17 protein-coding genes are annotated in these 17,772 nt (G+C 45.1%); all 17 read right to left on the bottom strand.

What is annotated here, in order from left to right:
* Nucleotides 1–89: 89 nt before the first annotated feature.
* A complete protein-coding gene (locus tag AC5RDS_RS05225; protein WP_022161161.1) occupies nucleotides 90–965 on the bottom strand; it encodes a Cbp1 family collagen-binding glycoprotein adhesin in 876 nt (291 codons plus the stop codon).
* A 200-nt stretch (nucleotides 966–1,165) separates the two neighbouring features.
* Nucleotides 1,166–2,011, bottom strand: a complete 846-nt coding sequence (locus tag AC5RDS_RS05230) for a 3-hydroxybutyryl-CoA dehydrogenase (RefSeq protein ID WP_013613330.1) — start codon at nucleotides 2,009–2,011, stop codon at nucleotides 1,166–1,168.
* Nucleotides 2,012–2,038: 27 nt separating this feature from the next.
* Nucleotides 2,039–2,818, bottom strand: coding sequence for a short-chain-enoyl-CoA hydratase (locus AC5RDS_RS05235; RefSeq protein ID WP_013613329.1), 780 nt, complete (start codon nucleotides 2,816–2,818; stop codon nucleotides 2,039–2,041).
* 10 nt (nucleotides 2,819–2,828) lie between these two features.
* Nucleotides 2,829–3,839 (bottom strand): electron transfer flavoprotein subunit alpha/FixB family protein, encoded by a 1,011-nt coding sequence (locus AC5RDS_RS05240; protein WP_013613328.1) that lies wholly within the window; start codon nucleotides 3,837–3,839, stop codon nucleotides 2,829–2,831.
* Between the two features lie 64 nt (nucleotides 3,840–3,903).
* Complete coding sequence (locus AC5RDS_RS05245; RefSeq protein WP_013613327.1) at nucleotides 3,904–4,686, bottom strand: electron transfer flavoprotein subunit beta/FixA family protein; 783 nt, start codon at nucleotides 4,684–4,686, stop codon at nucleotides 3,904–3,906.
* Between the two features lie 37 nt (nucleotides 4,687–4,723).
* On the bottom strand, nucleotides 4,724–5,863 hold the full coding sequence (locus AC5RDS_RS05250; RefSeq protein WP_013613326.1) for an acyl-CoA dehydrogenase: 1,140 nt from the start codon (nucleotides 5,861–5,863) through the stop codon (nucleotides 4,724–4,726).
* Between the two features lie 88 nt (nucleotides 5,864–5,951).
* Nucleotides 5,952–6,608: a 3-oxoacid CoA-transferase subunit B gene (locus AC5RDS_RS05255; RefSeq protein WP_013613325.1), complete on the bottom strand. Its 657-nt coding sequence runs from the start codon at nucleotides 6,606–6,608 to the stop codon at nucleotides 5,952–5,954.
* A gap of 13 nt (nucleotides 6,609–6,621) precedes the next feature.
* Nucleotides 6,622–7,410, bottom strand: coding sequence for a lysine 5,6-aminomutase subunit beta (gene kamE, locus AC5RDS_RS05260; protein WP_013613324.1), 789 nt, complete (start codon nucleotides 7,408–7,410; stop codon nucleotides 6,622–6,624).
* Nucleotides 7,411–7,436: 26 nt separating this feature from the next.
* Entirely contained in the window at nucleotides 7,437–8,987 is a 1,551-nt protein-coding gene (gene kamD / locus AC5RDS_RS05265) for a lysine 5,6-aminomutase subunit alpha (RefSeq protein ID WP_013613323.1), read from the bottom strand.
* Nucleotides 8,988–9,000: 13 nt separating this feature from the next.
* Complete coding sequence (kamC, locus tag AC5RDS_RS05270; RefSeq protein WP_118107361.1) at nucleotides 9,001–10,419, bottom strand: lysine 5,6-aminomutase reactivase ATPase KamC; 1,419 nt, start codon at nucleotides 10,417–10,419, stop codon at nucleotides 9,001–9,003.
* A 4-nt stretch (nucleotides 10,420–10,423) separates the two neighbouring features.
* On the bottom strand, nucleotides 10,424–11,446 hold the full coding sequence (gene kamB / locus AC5RDS_RS05275; protein ID WP_118102661.1) for a lysine 5,6-aminomutase reactivase subunit KamB: 1,023 nt from the start codon (nucleotides 11,444–11,446) through the stop codon (nucleotides 10,424–10,426).
* A gap of 78 nt (nucleotides 11,447–11,524) precedes the next feature.
* Nucleotides 11,525–12,775: a lysine 2,3-aminomutase gene (kamA, locus tag AC5RDS_RS05280; protein WP_013613320.1), complete on the bottom strand. Its 1,251-nt coding sequence runs from the start codon at nucleotides 12,773–12,775 to the stop codon at nucleotides 11,525–11,527.
* Nucleotides 12,776–12,819: 44 nt separating this feature from the next.
* Complete coding sequence (gene kdd, locus AC5RDS_RS05285; protein WP_217777979.1) at nucleotides 12,820–13,860, bottom strand: L-erythro-3,5-diaminohexanoate dehydrogenase; 1,041 nt, start codon at nucleotides 13,858–13,860, stop codon at nucleotides 12,820–12,822.
* Between the two features lie 70 nt (nucleotides 13,861–13,930).
* The gene (kce, locus tag AC5RDS_RS05290) at nucleotides 13,931–14,758 is read right to left on the bottom strand and encodes a 3-keto-5-aminohexanoate cleavage enzyme (RefSeq protein WP_013613318.1); all 828 of its coding nucleotides are present in this window, start codon (nucleotides 14,756–14,758) and stop codon (nucleotides 13,931–13,933) included.
* Nucleotides 14,759–14,782: 24 nt separating this feature from the next.
* On the bottom strand, nucleotides 14,783–15,169 hold the full coding sequence (kal, locus tag AC5RDS_RS05295) for a 3-aminobutyryl-CoA ammonia lyase (protein WP_041556993.1): 387 nt from the start codon (nucleotides 15,167–15,169) through the stop codon (nucleotides 14,783–14,785).
* Nucleotides 15,170–15,275: 106 nt separating this feature from the next.
* Entirely contained in the window at nucleotides 15,276–15,923 is a 648-nt protein-coding gene (locus AC5RDS_RS05300; protein ID WP_013613316.1) for a CoA transferase subunit A, read from the bottom strand.
* A gap of 368 nt (nucleotides 15,924–16,291) precedes the next feature.
* Nucleotides 16,292–17,770, bottom strand: coding sequence for a DUF4998 domain-containing protein (locus AC5RDS_RS05305; protein ID WP_181574375.1), 1,479 nt, complete (start codon nucleotides 17,768–17,770; stop codon nucleotides 16,292–16,294).
* Nucleotides 17,771–17,772 lie beyond the last annotated feature (2 nt).

A 17,772-nucleotide genomic window follows, 5' to 3' on the forward strand; every position in this document is an offset into this window, starting at 1 on the left:
TTTCTCTCTCGACAAGAATAATCGTTGTGAAAAAAGAAAAGAGACATACTTTTTGGGTATGCCTCTCTCAGTTAAAATTATTCCCGCTTTTATCCAATCATCACAACCAAGTATTTTGTTTGTTTCCAGAAATTATTTTCGTCATTGATTTTCAGGGTCATATTACCATCTTCACCGGTCTCCAAAGTATAGGAATCAGCCGGATGGACAGAAAGTAATTTCGCTTTTTTACTATTCAACGGGATCACCTTCATCTCACGGATATCCAAATCGGTAAAGTTGGCTTTTTGTGCTTGTGACGATACGATCGGCGGACAGAAAATCCCTTGTCTGGAAATTACCTCAGCTTCTTTCAGCTCTTTGCGGTTTCCAATCAAATAGTGTCCCTGATGAATCGCCATATCCTGTTCATTGATCGTCATTTGCTGACTTTTATTGGCTTTATCCAAAGCTTCCACATTCTCGGTCAGATTAGCGACTTCCTCGGTCTTCACTGCCAATTGCTGATTCTTCTCAGCCAATTGTTTAGTAATTTCATTCAGTTTCTGTGTACGTTGATCCAATTCCGCATTTAAGCCGGCAATCAATCTTTTAAACTCGGCCGACTGGCTTTTATTCTTACCTTCGAGTTTGGAAATCTGTTCTTTATAAGAAGCGATCGCCTCGGTAATAGCCTGTACGTCTTTTTTCAGCTGATTCAATTGCTGTTTGGATTTACTATTGGCTTTATTTTCATTAATTGTTTCCAAAGTCAATAAACGTTCGGCATCCCGCAACGATTGCATTCCGGCAGAAATATCGTTCAAATCGGCCAGCATACTCTCCATTTCGGAATTCTGCATAATATGTACTGTACTCAAAGAATCCAGACGGGCTTGTAAAGACTTATATTTCTGAGAACTCTCTACGCAACTACCCAAGAAGAACATAGAAGCTCCGATTCCTAAAATGACGATCTTTTTCATACTATTATTTTTTAGAGTTAGATTCTGTCCTTAAACAGGACAAATCCGATGCCACAAGCACAAAATCAACAAAATATACTAATTATCAATATATTACATACAACAGATTAAGAATCGCAGCTTGTAGAAAGTGGGGAAAAAGTAAAAATGCTGGGGAAATATTCCCCAGCATCGTATCCCGGTAAAGAAGACTCTCCTCATTATTTCCGATAGTCATAAAACCCGACTCCGGTCTTCCGTCCCAATAAGTTAGCGCGAACCATTTTCCGCAACAAAGGATGAGGCCGGTATTTAGAGTCACCGAATTCCCGGTACAACACTTCCATAATAGCCAGACAAACATCCAATCCGATCAAATCACCCAGTTCCAATGGTCCCATAGGATGGTTAGCCCCTAATTTCATCGCGGCATCGATTTCCTCTTTTTTCGCCACTCCGTCAGCTAATATACCGATGCCTTCGTTCACCAGAGGGATCAGAATCCGGTTGACTATAAATCCAGGAGCTTCCTCGACACTGACGGGCACTTTCCCGATTTCCTGCGATAAAGCAAATACCTGATCATGCACCTCTGCCGAAGTCAGCCGGCCTTTGATCACTTCCACCAGTTTCATAGCCGGAACAGGATTGAAGAAATGCATACCGATCACCTTTTCCGGACGGTTAGTCACAGCGGCCACTTCCGTTATAGAAAGCGAAGAAGTATTGGTTGCCAATATCGCTTCCGGTTTACAAATTCCGTCCAACAATTTGAATATCTCATGCTTGGTAGCCATATCTTCAGCTATCGCCTCGATCACCAAATCAGCATCGGCACAATCCTCATATTTCATCGTATCTTTAATCCTGGCCAATACCTGATCTTTAACCCCGGCTTCCAATTTACCTTTTTCCACCATTCTGGAAAGATTTTTATCCATAGCTTTGTGGGCTTTTGCCAAAGAAGCTTCAGAACGGCCTTTTAACAATACCTCATGTCCGGCCTGGGCAAATACCTGGGCAATACCATGTCCCATAGTCCCTGTTCCAACAATGCATATTTTCATAATCGATAAATTTAAATTACAAAGATTTTAATTCCCTTTAAATTCGGGTTTACGTTTCCATAAAAAAGCTTCCATGCCTTCCTTCTGGTCGGTCGTTGCGAAACACAACCCGAACAAACCGTTTTCGATGACGATACCGGTATCCATATCCGTTTCCACTCCCCGGTTGATGGCTTCTTTGGCATAACGGACCGCCAATGGCGCTTTAGCAGCAATAGTCTTTGCCATAGCCATACACTCATTCATCAATTCTTCCGGTTCCACCACTTTGTTCACCAGTCCGATCCGGCAAGCTTCCTCGGCATGGATAACCGCAGCCGTATAAATCAACTCTTTGGCTTTACCTAATCCGACTAAACGCGGTAAACGCTGGGTACCGGAAAATCCCGGCGTGATCCCAAGTCCCACTTCCGGCTGACCGAACTTCGCCTTAGCCGAGGCGATACGGATATCACAAGCCATCGCCAGTTCACATCCTCCCCCTAAAGCAAATCCATTCACGGCAGCAATAACCGGCTTAGCCATCAGTTCGATTTTCCGGAAAACAGCAGCCCCTAACTCACCGAAACGCCGGCCTTCTTCGGCCTTCATCACACTCATTTCAGCAATATCGGCTCCCGCAACAAACGAACGTCCTTCGCCTGTCAGAATAACCACATCGGTTTCCGGATCGGCTGCAATTTCATCGAATGCCCGGTCCAATTCCTGTAAAATCACCGTATTCAAGGCATTCAATGCCTCCGGATGATTGATCTTTACCAGACAAACACGATCTTGTTTTTCCAGCATTAATTTTTGATACTCCATGTCCGGGCTTTTATTTGTCAGTTTTCCGGATGTTTGCCAACCTCTCGGTCAGCAACGGAACGATCTGTTTCACATCCCCGACAATTCCCAGGTCGGCAACGTTAAAAATCGGAGCATATTTATCCTTGTTCACGGCAACGATAAATTCCGATTCCTCCATTCCGGCCAAATGCTGAATAGCTCCGGAAATACCCATAGCGAAATACAGATCGGGACGAACGGTTTTCCCGGTTTGGCCAACCTGACGGTCATGAGGCATAACCCCGGCATCCACCATGGCACGTGAAGAAGAAACCTCGGCATTCAGCGTTTCCGCTAATTTTCCGAGCATCTCAAATCCCTCCGTATTACCTACACCACGGCCTCCGGATACGAGAATCTTCGCTTCTGTTATATCGATACGGTTCTTTTGTTCTTTCACCGTCTCGAGAATCCGCACTTTAAATTTCGACTTATCGAAATGAATATTCACCTTCTCTACCGTTCCGGCACGTTGTTCATCTTTCGGTTTCGTGCGCATCACTCCCGGACGTACGGTCGACATTTGCGGCCGGTGTTCTTTACAAATAATCGTCGCCATCAGATTTCCTCCGAATGCAGGACGGGTCATCAGCAAATCCCGTTCATCCGAGATAGCGAGGCCCGTACAATCGGCTGTCAACCCGGTCTCTAAACGGGCGGATAAACGAGGGCCCAAATCCCGGCCGATCGTCGTCGCTCCAATCAGTACGATACTGGGTTTACGCTCACGTACAATCTGTGTAATCGCCTGAGCATAAGGCTCGGTATTATATTGTACCAACTCCCGTTCGTCAGCACACAATACGACATCGGCCCCATAAGCGATCAATTCCTGTGCCTGACCCTCCACTTCATAACCCAACAACATCGCTACCACTTTTTCATTCAGGCTATCGGCCAACTCCCGGGCTTTCCCCAATAATTCGATGGCAACTTTCTGAATAACTCCTTCCCGTTGCTCTACGAATACATAAACGTCTTTATATTGAGATTTATCCATCTTCATCAGATTTTAAACTTTAGATTTCACCGGATTATTCCCGGTTTTCCTCTAAAATCATGTATTAAATAATAAATTTCTCTTTCAATTTTTCAATAATAACATCTACAGCTTCGGCCGGTTCCACTTCGAAAACTTTTCCGGCTGCTTTAGCTCCTTTGGTAAAAGACTTCCATACCCGCGTCGGCGAACCGTTCAATCCCAATTTAGCTTCATCCACACTGATATTATTAAAATTCCAGATTTCCACTTCCCGATCGTATGCCTCTACGATTCCCCGCACAGACATATAGCGCGCTTTGTTTGCCGTAGCCAGAACAGTAACGACACAGGGAGATTCCACCTGTACGGTTTGATATCCTTCTTCGGTAGATTTACGGATCGTAAACAACTTGTCACCATCGAATTCCAAATTCTCGACATACGTCACTTGTGGCAAATCGAGATGCTCGGCAATCTGAGGTCCTACCTGCGCCGTATCTCCATCGATCGCCTGCCGGCCGGTAATGACCAGGTCGAAATCCAGCATCCGTAAAGCACCGGCAATAGCATTCGACGTAGCCAATGTATCTGCACCGGCAAACTTACGGTCGCTCAAATGAATCGCCCGGTCGGCTCCCATGGCAAAAGCTTCACGCAAAATATCGTCGGCCTGAGGCGGTCCCATCGTAATAACGGTTACCTGCGCACCATATTTATCTTTCAAGGCCAAAGCCATTTCCAATCCTCCTTTATCGTCGGGATTCATAATGCTAGGTACACCATCCCGTATCATTGTTCCTGTTACCGGATCGAGTTTGATCTCTGTCGTATCAGGTACTTGTTTTATACAAACTACTATTTTCATGTATTCTCTTTTTATAAGTTCAATGCGGAAAACATTATTATTTCAATAGAGCAGCAGCAATCACCATCCGCTGTACTTCAGAGGTTCCCTCATAAATCTCCGTAATCTTGGCATCTCTCATCATCCGTTCGACCGGATACTCACGGGTATATCCATACCCTCCGTGGAACTGTACGGCTTTTGTCGTCACTTCCATCGCTGTTTCAGCAGCAAATAACTTAGCCCGTGCCGAATCGACAGAGTAAGGGATTTTCCTGTCTTTCTTCCAGGCAGCCGTCCGCACCAACAAACGGGCAGCTTCGATCTTGGCATTTAAATCGGCCAACTGAAATTGGGTATTCTGAAATTGTCCGATAGAGCGTCCGAACTGTTTCCGTTCTTTCACATATTTTATTGTCTCATCCATGGCTCCCTGAGCAATTCCCAAGGCCTGTGAAGCAATTCCCATACGTCCGCCATCGAGCGTCTTCATCGCAATTTTAAATCCTTCACCCGGTTTACCCAGCATATTTCCTTTAGGCACAATACAATTTTCAAAAATCAACTCACAGGTTGCGGATCCCCGGATCCCCATCTTTTTCTCTTTTTTACCGATGGAAAATCCCGGAAAATCCCGTTCAACGATAAAAGCAGAGATTCCTCGTGTACCCTGCGACTTATCGGTCATCGCCATAACAATGTAAACGTGTGCATAAGCTGCATTCGTAATAAATATTTTGGACCCGTTGAGCACATAATGATCCTCTTCAGCAACAGCCATCGTCTGCTGGGCAGAGGCATCGGTACCTGCATTCGGTTCGGTCAGACCAAAAGCTCCGATCCATTCTCCCGAACATAATTTGGGTAAATATTTTTTCCGTTGTTCTTCATTTCCGAATTCATAGATCGGAGAAGCACACAAAGAGGTATGGGCAGAAACAATAACCCCGGTCGTTGCACATACCCGGGACAATTCCTCTACAGCCATAGAATACAATACGTTATCACCACCGGCTCCGCCATATTCCACCGGGAAAGGGATACCCATAATCCCCAGTTTCGCCATTTTTTCTACCGTTTCGACAGGGAATCTCTCTTCTTCGTCCACTTCTGCCGCCAGCGGTTTTACTTCTTTCTCAGCAAATGCTCTGATCATCTGCTGAAACAATATCTCTTTTTTTGATAATGAAAAATCCATACCTTTTTTAATTTATAGTTTACGATTCGGGCTAGAGGTATCCACCATCCATCCTCCATCGTGATTTCCTTCAATACGCTTTCGTCGTTCAGCACATCTTTTTTAAATCCGGGGCAACGATCAGAGTTGCTTCTGTAGCTGCCTGCACCTGTTCTACCGTAAACTCAGGATGTATCTCTTTCAGTACAATTCCCCCGGGTGTGATCTCCATAACTCCCATTTCTGTAACGATCATATTCACCTGCCCCTTGGCTGTCAAAGGTAAAGTACATTTTTTCAGGATTTTCGGATTTCCTTTTGCCGTATGTTCCATGGCCAGGATCACCTTACCGGCTCCCATCAGCAGGTCCATCGCTCCACCCATTCCCGGTGTTTTTTTCCCCGGTATCATCCAGTTGGCTAAATCTCCTTTCTCATCTACTTGCAAGGCCCCCAGGATACTGACATCTACGTGTCCGCCCCGGATAATACCGAACGAAGTAGCACTATCGAAGCTGGCCGCTCCGGGCAGAGCCGTTATCGCTCCACCGCCGGCATTGATCAAGTCCGGATCTTCTTCTCCCGGAGCAGGAGTCGGCCCCATACCGATCAATCCATTCTCCGTTTGTAAAATGACCTCGACACCTTCAGGCAGATAATTCGGCACTAAAGTCGGCAAACCGATACCCAGATTCACCACGTCTCCATCGTGGAGTTCCATTGCCACTCTCCTGGCAATCACTTCCCTGATTTGTTCTTTTTCCATAGCTTGTATATTTTCAATGATTCATTCTTCGATCCAATTCCTGCGCAATAAACGAGGCGACATCGTCGGCATAGGTATTCATCCCGAAGCCGGCATCGTACCCCAATTCTTTCGCCAACTCATGTGAAATCCGGGGACCACCACAAGCCAGGATCACTTTGTCCCGTAATCCTTCGGCTTCTAACATCTCCACGAGTTCCGTCAGATTTTTAATATGAATATCTTTCTGAGTCACGGTCTGCGAAACCAATAAAGCATCGGCTTTCAACTCGATAGCCTTAGCGATAAATTCCTCGTTGGTCACCTGGCTACCCATATTCAAGGCTTCGAACATTTCATACCGCTCCAAACCATAATGTCCGGCAAAACCTTTCATATTCATAATAGCGTCGATTCCCACCGTATGGGCATCTGTTCCGGTACTAGCTCCGATCACCACAATTTTCCGACCGATATGTTCCCGGACAAACTGATCGGTCTCTCCCATATCCCACTTGGTCGATTCCACTTTCGGCACATAGATATGGCTATAATCTACCGTGTGTACACAATTTCCATAACAATTAAAAAAAGTATATCCTTTCGTCAGTTCCTGATGAAACACCACCTGAGGATTTTCAAATCCCATTTTTTTCATCAACTGTTTAGCAGCCTCTATCGCTTCATCTCCGGCAGGTACAGGTAAAGTGAAACTCAGCTGTGTCTTTCCGTCGTTCATCGTATCCCCGTAGGGTTTTATCTTTTTCAGATCGAGGGTTTGATCGAAATCTCTCCCTTCTGTTGAATATAAACCTCCGCTCATAATCTTTATTTGATTTACGATTTTTGTTATCTGTTCATCATAATCTCTACAAAAGGATTGCTATAGTTCTTTCCCTTGGCACAAACGCCGTCCAAGCCTTTTCCTCCGTTTTTGGGACGCTTGATATCGGCAAAAATTCCTTTTTCCAAGGCTGTAAAAAGTCCTTCCCGTTCAATCTTTTCCAAGAGAACGGTAGCTTTATCCAACACTTCTTTCGCCCTGTTTTGTATAATCCCGTTTTCTTTAAAGACCACTTCATCTCCGATATTTTTCATATTATTAAAAATATAACGGGCATTCTCGATCGACAGATAACGATCCGACATAAATGGAGTATGTATGGCTTCGGTCGGCATTCCCAACAGTTGAATACCTTGTGAAGTCCAGATTCCGATCATATTGAAAAGAGCATCCTGAATATGTCCGCGGAAAATATTTCCGGTCATAAATTTCGTCGGAGGCATATATTTCAAAGTAGCCTTCGGAAAAATTTCCCGGGTCATCTGGGCCTGAGCCAATTCGTACAAAAAGCCGTTTTCCAGCATGGGATCCATTTCAAAAGCATGTCCCAGGCCCATTTGTTCTTCCGGCAGCCCGGCCAATAAAGCCAATTGTTCATTGATCAGATCGGAAGCCAAAACAGTATGTGCTTCTTCGACAGCGTCGGCAGTAGTCAGGTAGTTATCTTCGCCTGTGTTGATTATCACTCCGGCAAAGCCGTTGATCACCCGCGACATAAACTGGTCGACCAACGTCCGCTGCATATTGATATCCCGGAATAAAATCCCATACAACGCATCGTTCAACATCACATCCAGCCCTTCCAAAGCTCCCATCACAGCAATCTCCGGCATACATAAACCGGAACAATAATTACACAGCCGAATATAACGACCGACTTCTTCTCCTACCTCATCCAAAGCTTTCCGCATAATCCGAAAATTTTCCTGGGTGGCAAAAGTTCCGCCGAATCCTTCTGTCGTAGCCCCATAGGGTACATAGTCCAACAAACTTTGCCCCGTTGTACGGATCACAGCAATGACATCCGCCCCTTGCCGGGCAGCCGCCTGTGCCTGTACCACGTCTTCGTAAATATTACCGGTAGCGACAATGACATAAAGATAAGGCTTTGCTCCCTCTCCGATCGTTGCGATATAATTCTCACGCCGTTTCCGGTTGTCGGAAATCCGACGGATACTGGCCTCGATATAGGGTTGCAACGCTTTTTCCCGCTGGCCGGGAGTACATACCGGTACCCGGGTGACATCTACTTTCCCGGCAGCCACTTGTTCGGCTATTTCCTGCGGAGTCATTCCGGTTTCCACCATTACATTACCCAGAAAGAATAAAATTCCTTCTCCCAACACGTTCTTTTCTTTCAGCTCGTCTACCAAAATGTTCGGCAGAGGGACAGCATGAACATCCACTCCGTCGATACCCAGCAAACGACACAATGTCCTTTCGACAGCCACTGTCGTATAGCCATCCACAAAATCCTGCACCTGGTCAGCAATCTTACGGGCCATTTCACGGGCATGTCCGACTTTATCAAAATCTATTCCTAATTTACTTTTCATATATATTTTCTTTCTACTGTACTGTCTTTTTCCAATCAGGATTTTCTTCCTGCAAATAATTTTCCACCCGTTCCAACACTCCACGGTCGATCCCCAGCATCCAGGCAATACGCATCGCCTCCTGGGGAACTTCTTCTCCGCTGTCTTCTTCGAGTGAATAATCGATAAACTCATTGATATTTTTCAGGGTCATATTCCCTTCAACCCGATTCTCTACAAATCCCCGCACTCTCAATTTACGGCATTCGGCCGTTATTCCGCTATAATGGGTAGTAACCATAGCCATCACCCGGTGAGTAGTCAAAAAATCCACTACCCCATTCACAATTGCCCGTCCCTCGACGGGATTGGTCGTCCGGGCCAATTCGTCTATCAGCACCAAAATTTTACTTCGCTGCCTGACTTGCCGGATCATTTCATCCACCCGCAACATCTCAGCCGCATAAGAAGAGAGACCGTTCAATTCATCCTGATCATCCCCGATACTGGTCAAGACTTGTTCCACGAGCGGCATACCCGCCCGCCGGGCAGGTACATAAAAACCGAACTGCATCAGGTATTGCGCCAATTGCACACTTTTCAACAACACTGTCTTTCCGGCCATATTGGCTCCGGTAATCACCGTCGTTCCCTTTTCCAATTTCAAATCTACAGCCTGAAACGCTCTTCCTTCCTGTTCTAAAATCTCCCGGATCTGAGGATGGAAAAGACCTTCGAACACCATTTCCCCCTCTTCCGGAATTTGCGGCAAAGTCAATTGTCCTCTTATTGCTTGTCTGGCTTTTGCCAATACGACATCCAGCAATCCGACCGCTTCCAAAGCCTGTTTCAAATCGTCGTGATAAGGTCTCAACTGCACAGACAACTCTTCGCGTACCTTGTCTTCCAAAACCACACTTTGTACATACAACGCTTCTAATTCCCGTTCTTCTGCCCCTTGAAGGCTCTTTTGTTTTATTTCAGCTCTCAGCCCGGCCAGCTCAGCCGAATAAGTATCATAAATATAAAAATGAGGAATCCGATTCCCTTCCGGATCCAACAAACGTACAACCGGCTCCAGTTCCGGGAGTAAAACAATCCGCCATTCTTCGACAAGTCCCCTGATTTCTTCCGAGCACAAAGCAAAAGTTTTCAATTCGAACAATTCAAGATCATCCAACACTTGCTCCATCGCCATCCGCCCGATCGTCCCCCGGATATCTCTCACCTGCATCAGCTTACCAGTCAAACGTTCCAGCCGGGATTCATTTTCAGGTTGTTCAAAAAGTACCATGATCTTTTGAATACGTTCAAATTCGGCCTCCAACCGAGATTTCGAATCGAGCCAGGGCAGATCATACAATACCCTCCGGCCTACAGCCGAACAGATATCCAATTGTTCGATCATATAACGGAATCCCCTGACTTGTCTTATCGCTTCCCTTAAAATCATATCCTCAACGGTTTTTACCGACTTTTTCTATTTTTTTCACATCATACACCGGAATTTGCAAGCTTTCTTCCAATGCTTGCTGCAAACGCAACGAATCCAAAAATAATCCTCCCGGAGACTGAGGATTGATCGTAACGGCCAAAAGCCGGCTACGATGAAGCACCTGTACTCTTCCGCCCTTACGTAAAAAGGCATAAAAAGACTCAGGTGCGGCAAAAACACGGGTAAAATCACGGACGATCAATTCTACGGTCTGTTTCTGTACGCGTAAAAACTGAAATACTTTATCACTCACAGCACCGGCAATAAAGATCCGATGCCCATATTGCAGCAGATCGGTTCCACTTTTCTCCAGCATAAACACAGAAGGCAATTTCAGATCGATACATTCTCCCTCCGGCCCGACCGCCCATACACCTTGTTGAATGGCATCCAACCTCTCTTGTAAAACTTCGTCCACCTCTTCCAGATCGATCAAATCACAAACATAACGGGTACGTCTCACCAATTCCCGAATATTCCCGGAAACAGCAGCCCCCGTCGCTAAGACCATCGCCTCCGTAACGATGGGAGACGCCAGGCTTAAACGGGACAAAGCCCCGTCGACCAAGGTCGTTCGTACCCCGAAATCTTTCATATGCCGGATCAGACTTTTCAACCCGGCAGTATCCGCAGGCCCTGAAAGCAATACTTTTCCCGAAGTTTTAGCCCTGGCGATAACCAACCGTCCCAAAGCAGTCCGATGATCATCGATTTCCATGATTTCAGCCACCAACCTCCTCTCCCGGTAATGTTTCTCCGAAGTAACGAATATCATTCCTTCCGGCACGATAATCTCGGGTTTCGGGGTTTGACATACCTGATCCCGGTTTTCTCCGTCAATTCCGATCGAAGTCAGAGCGAACCGATCTGCCGAATCTTTTATCCTGCGAAGGATGTAATTCAGGCATTCTGTTTTCCCTGTATTTTTCTCCAATCCGACAATTGCCAGACTCCTGTAATCGGATATGTCATCAACAAAACCCATCTGTTCAGCATTTTCATTTATGATTCCGGATTTATCCTTTCAATCGAATGAAACGGTAAATCCAAAATCACAAATAATTTATCCTTTCGCCAATAGATTACGTGTCTTACGATCCAGATTCGCCGGTTCGAGAGACAAGCGTTCTCCGCTCAGCAACTCAGCCACTCCTTCTGTTTTACGGCGCTTCTCACACTCTTCACAGTGGCATTCGTCTCTGTAATCCGTCGGTTCGGTATACGTAGTCACCACGCCTTCAAAATTACGCAACACCACCCGATTGGGGCCCTGAGAAATCAGATAGGTCGGCATCACCGGAATTTTTCCGCCTCCACCGGGAGCATCCACGACGAAAGTAGGCACGGCATAACCGGAAGTATGTCCCCGCAGGTTCTCGATAATCTCGATTCCCTTCGATACAGGGGTACGGAAATGACCGATACCCACAGAAAGATCACAGATATAGATGTAATAGGGACGTACCCGGATCTTGACCAACTCGTGCACCAATTTTTTCATGACATGTGTACAATCGTTGATCCCGCGGAGCAGGACAGACTGATTTCCCAGAGGTATACCCGCATCGGCCAGCCGGGCACAAGCAGCCGCCGACTCTTCGGTAATTTCGTTCGGATGGTTGAAATGAGTATTCAGCCAAATCGGATGATATTTCCGAAGCATATTTACCAATTCCGGCGTAATGCGCTGGGGTAACACCACCGGTGTTCTCGACCCGATACGGATAATCTCGACATGAGGGATTCCACGCAGCCGTTTGATGATATATTCCAATCGTTCGTCACTGACCAATAAGGCATCCCCTCCCGATAGGAGGACATCTCTCACCTGGGGGGTATTAGCGATATATTCGATACATTTATCGATTCTTTCCAATGGAGTGGCACAATCGTGATGTCCGGCAAAGCGGCGCCGGGTACAATGCCGGCAATACATCGAACACATATCGGTGATCAGGAACAACACCCGGTCAGGATAACGGTGGGTCAGTCCCGGTACGGGTGAATCACCGTCTTCATGCAAGGGATCTTCCAGATCAGCCGGTGACCGGTGTAATTCTTCAATGGTCGGCACCGATTGTTTACGGATCGGACAATAAGGATTATCGGGATCGATCAGACTCAGATAATAAGGTGTGATCGCCATCCGTAATGTCTTCAGCGACTCACGGATACCCTCTTCCTCATCTGGTGTCAGCCGGATGTATTTCTTCAGCTGATCCAAAGTTTCAATCCTGTTCTTCACCTGCCAATGCCAATCGTTCCATTGTTCATCGGTCACTTCAGGGAAAAACTCTTTTCTTCTGCTAGCCATAAAAACATATTTTTAATTCGTCGGGATTATAAAATCCCGACCATTCAGGCATACAACTCTGTAAATATCTTCCGTAATGCCTCGCTTTCACGAAGTTCCTGCAGTGTAATCTCAGCATGTCCTTTGGTATACCCATTTCCAACGATCATAGTCACATCGCTGCCGACACCTTCCGCTCCCAAAGCAGCCTTCGTAAAACTGGTCGCCATAGAGAAGAAATAGACCAATCCGTCATTTTTAGTACACAAGATGCTGGTCATCTCAGTATCCGTAATATTCACATTATTGATCGTAATATCACACATTTCACCATTCGTCAGTTCGGCAATTTTCTCCATAACCGGAACCGGCTGAGTTGCATCGGCCGAGAATACATAATCACAGAAGCCTAATTTCTGAAGCCGTTCGGTACTTCTCTGGCTATGGCACAAACCGATTACTTTACCGGTAACACCAGCACGTTTCTTTGCTTCATAGCAACACAACATACCCGATTTACCACCGGCACCGATAATCAATACCGTATCTCCCGGTTTCACCAATTTAGCAGTCTGAGCCGGAGCTCCGGCTACATCGAGAGCCGACAAAGCCAACTTTTCCGGCAGATCTGACGGAATTTTCGCATAAATACCACTTTCAAACAAAATAGCTTTACCATCGATATCTACCTGGTCGACATCTGCCCGGATTTCTTTAATTTTATCGATACGAAGCGGAGTCAGCGACAAAGACACCAAAGTTGCGATTTTATCTCCCACTTTCAGATCGGTCTTTCCAACTAAAGCATCTCCGATTTTTTCCACCGTTCCCAGTAACATACCACCGGAACCGGTCACCGGATTACGGTGTTTTCCTTGTTTCTCTACAATTCCCAGCATGATCCCGGCAATTTTAGCTTTATCCCCTCCGGCTTGTTCTTCAATCTGAGTAAAACTAGCCGAATCGATATTCAGAGTTTGCACATCGATCAAAATCTCGTTATCATAGATTTCGTCCATATTGTTATCCAGTTTGTCAGCCGGTTGTGGTAATACTCCTTTCGGTGAAATTACTCTATGCGTTCCGTATTTATTTCCTTTTTTCATAACGTTTTATTTTTTAATATTTACTTTAATTTTTTCACTTTATACCTTTCGACTTATAGCCTATAGCTTTTCAGCCTTTAGCTTTCAAATTCAATATCTTCCGTGCTTCGGCCGAGGTAGCGATTTCGCGTCCCAATTCCTTAGCGATACGAACGACCTTAGCTACCAACTCGCCATTGGATTTTGCCAACACCCCTTTTTCGAGATACAGATTATCTTCGAACCCCACTCTGACATTTCCTCCCATAGCGATAGCAGGAGCAGCCAAAGTAAAGGCATGGCGTCCGATACCGGTTGCAGTCCAGGTAGAACCTGCCGGAATAGCATTTACAAGCCAGCAAAGATTAGGAACTGTTGCAGGCGTACACCCGGGGACACCGAGTACAAAATTAAACTGCATGGGAGCTCCCGGTACCTGACCTTTCTTTGCCATATTCAATACGGTTTCGAGATGTCCCATCTCGAAACATTCGTATTCCGGTTTGATCCGGTTTTCCAGCATTCTTTTACCGAAATCCCTCATCATAGGCATGGTATTTTCAAATACCTCATCTCCGAAATTACAGGTGCCACAATCCAGGGTAGCCATTTCCGGGAAAAGTTCGGTCGGCTGCAGACGTTCTTCCGCTGTCATTCCTACAGCCCCTCCGGTCGAAGGGATCAGAATCACATCCGGGCATACTTCATATATAGCGTCTATACACGTTTTGAAACGTGCTTTGCTCTGAGTCGGCGTACCGTCGTCTTCACGTACGTGAAGATGAACGATAGCAGCACCTGCATCTACAGCAGATTTTGCTTCTCTGACGATTTCTTCTACAGTATAAGGAACGGCGGGATTTTGTTCTTTCGTTACCTCTGCCCCGCAGATCGCAGCTGTTATAATCAATTTTTCCATAATTATCAAGACTATTAACTTACATTATCCTTTCCGCTGATCCTCTTTTTTCACCACACAGGTTCCACTGGCCCGGCAAACCACAATCGGTTCAGCCAGGACATCCGCAGCCGAAGCTGAAATATCCGGACGGGCAGCGACCACCTTACGGGCTTCGAAAACCATTTTGCGGGAAGTATTTCCTACTTTCACGATTTCACCGACAGCTTCGATATAGTCGCCGGCATATACCGGAGCCAAAAACTCCACATTGTCATAGGCCACAAAAAGACCTTCATCTCCGTCATGCATAATCAGCAGTTCGGTCGCAACATCGCCGAATAAATGCACCATATGAGCTCCATCCACCAAATTTCCGCCATAATGAGCATCTTTAGCGCTCATCCGAAGTCTTATCATTGATTTTTCCATATTTTTAAATTAACCGGAACAGATCTACACCCATCCCTTTCGATTACACCTCCTTTTTACCTTTTACCTTCCCCGCTTTTTGCCTCTTCGCCTTTAGCTTATCCCCCTACCCTTTCACTAAAAAATCCACGAATATTCCGGGAGTCTTTATCAGCTCGGGATACAAATCTCCGGTTTCTACCAACTCCTGCACTTCCGCAATAACCAAATCGGCAGCCGTCGCCATCAGTGGATTGAAATTCTGAGTCGTACCTTTATAGACTAAATTTCCGGACTCATCCCCTACACTAGCACCGATCAAAGCCACATCCGCCCGCAACGGTTTTTCCAGCAAATAATCTTTACCGTCGATATTCAGTACTTGTTTACCTTCTGCTACCAGGGTTCCGATACCTGTCGGAGTCAATACTCCCCCCAAACCGGCACCACCGGAACGGATCCGTTCGGCTAAAGTACCCTGCGGACTGAATTCGATCTCCAGTTCACCACTGTTCATTTGTTCACTCGTACATGGATTCGTACCGATATGCGACACGATCACTTTCTTCACCTGCTTGTTAGCGATCAACTGTCCGCATCCTTTATCCGGATAGGCGGTGTCGTTCACGATGAGAATCAGATTTTTCACTTCCGATTGAGCCAAAGCGTTAACGATTGCGTTAGGTGTCCCGTTAGAAAGAAACCCGCCAATCATAACCGTCATCCCATCTTTTACCTTTGCTACTGCCTCTTCCACTGAAATAAGCTTCTTCATAAGTATATGGTTTTGTTTAAAATTAAACTAATTCGATCTAGCATGTCAAATTTATAGAATTTAAAATCAAATATGACATATTTTATACAGATTTTTTTCTGTATTCTATTATTTGGAATGATTCCATTCGTAACAGATTTTTTTGATGATAATTTGAAAAACGCGAAATGTTAATAGTAAATGCAGATAGAAACATTTCTTAGACACGCAAATAGTTATAAAATGCATGCCACGAAAATCATTGACCGTACGAAAGCAAGCCGGATAAAACAAAGGCTTTCAATCTGATAATCAGAAAGAAAGCCTTATCTCCAATAACAAAAAACTGAATAGAACTTATCAAACAATCCCTTTTTAGGGTATCCCAGTTAGAAAATTCTGATTTTTTGTAGTGAAATTGAATATACGTTTCTGTAATTTTGGTCGGTCAACACGAATTTCAAATACCGTGCATTTGTAGGAGCAGCTATTGACAAAAGGTCGATTTCTCCAAGGGTTGTACCCAACGTATAATCTATTGCCTCAGTCCAGACACTTCCATCGACAGAAAACTGGACCTGTACTTTTCGTGCCATAAAAGCCCGTTTTCTTGGAGAAGTTGCAATATCAGAGGCAACTTGTTCTATTGCAAAACCATTTACCCGCTTTGTCTCTTGCATATCAACTGTTATTTCATATTTTAAAAAATCATAATGATTAAATGTTGCCCAGGCTGTCGCATTTAAGTCAAACAATTTCTCATAGCCTTTGGAATAATAATCCCCTTCTTTCGGAGTTACAACACACTCATAAGTCCATGTCTCGTTATTCAGATAAGTCAAATCAGGCAGTACCGGATTTCCTTTTTCTTCAACAAAATCATAAGTTTCCGGGAAATAATGCTTATTGTAGCGTTCTACCTTAAAGTCAGAAACAAGTTCCGCCATCACTTCCATCGCAAATTTACTTATTTCAAGGTCAGTGATTTTACTGGCACTAACCTCCTCTCCCAATACTTCCTCACTCAAATAGCGGTTCTTGCCCAATACCAACTTCTTCAATCCCGGCATATTCATAATATCCTCAAAGCTATCGATGTCGTAATCAATTTCAAGGGTTTCCAAACCGGCAACAGCTTCTTCCGTCAGCTCAGCAATACCGTATCTTGTTAACATCAGCGCTTTAAAGCCATCTGTATACACTTTAGCACGTTCCAATTCAGTCGATACTACAATCGCATCTACACATCCTTCCAGGTGGCCGTAACTGTGTACTGTTAATGTTGTCTCTGCATCAATTTTATCTTTCAGTAAATAATAAAGACTCTCCGGTGCGCTTTTCATAACCGTTCTCTTGCCCTGTCCGGCAGAAGTATATACGAAGGCAATGCTATCTATCTGATTTCCCCACTCATCCAGGACCAGCGCCAAACGATCTTGTACATAAAAATGTTTGTTCACCATAGTCGGGAAAATCAATACTTGCTCATGTTCAGGCGAATAAGGTCTTCCTACCTGGGTTACAGCTAAAGAAGTATTACCGTTTTTATCCATATTGGCTACCGACACCTGGTAAGTAAGATTTCCGTCACAAGGCAGGCTGCACGCAAACGTACCTCTTTCCAACAAAGTATCCCGTCCGATCCCATCTACCGTCCAAGAAACTTTTACTTTATCGATAATCGGGTCATCCACAGATTTCCACGAAACTACCAAACGATTCCAACCGGCTTTGACATCCAGGTCGTCACATTTCACCAAATAGCGAATCGGGCCATCACCTGCATAATCTTTATACGTATCTTCCAAACTTTCACAGCCCCCGAAAATCAACAAAGGGAGCAAGAGCCATAAATATATTTTCTTCATAA

It is taken from the genome of Odoribacter sp., assembly GCF_985060555.1.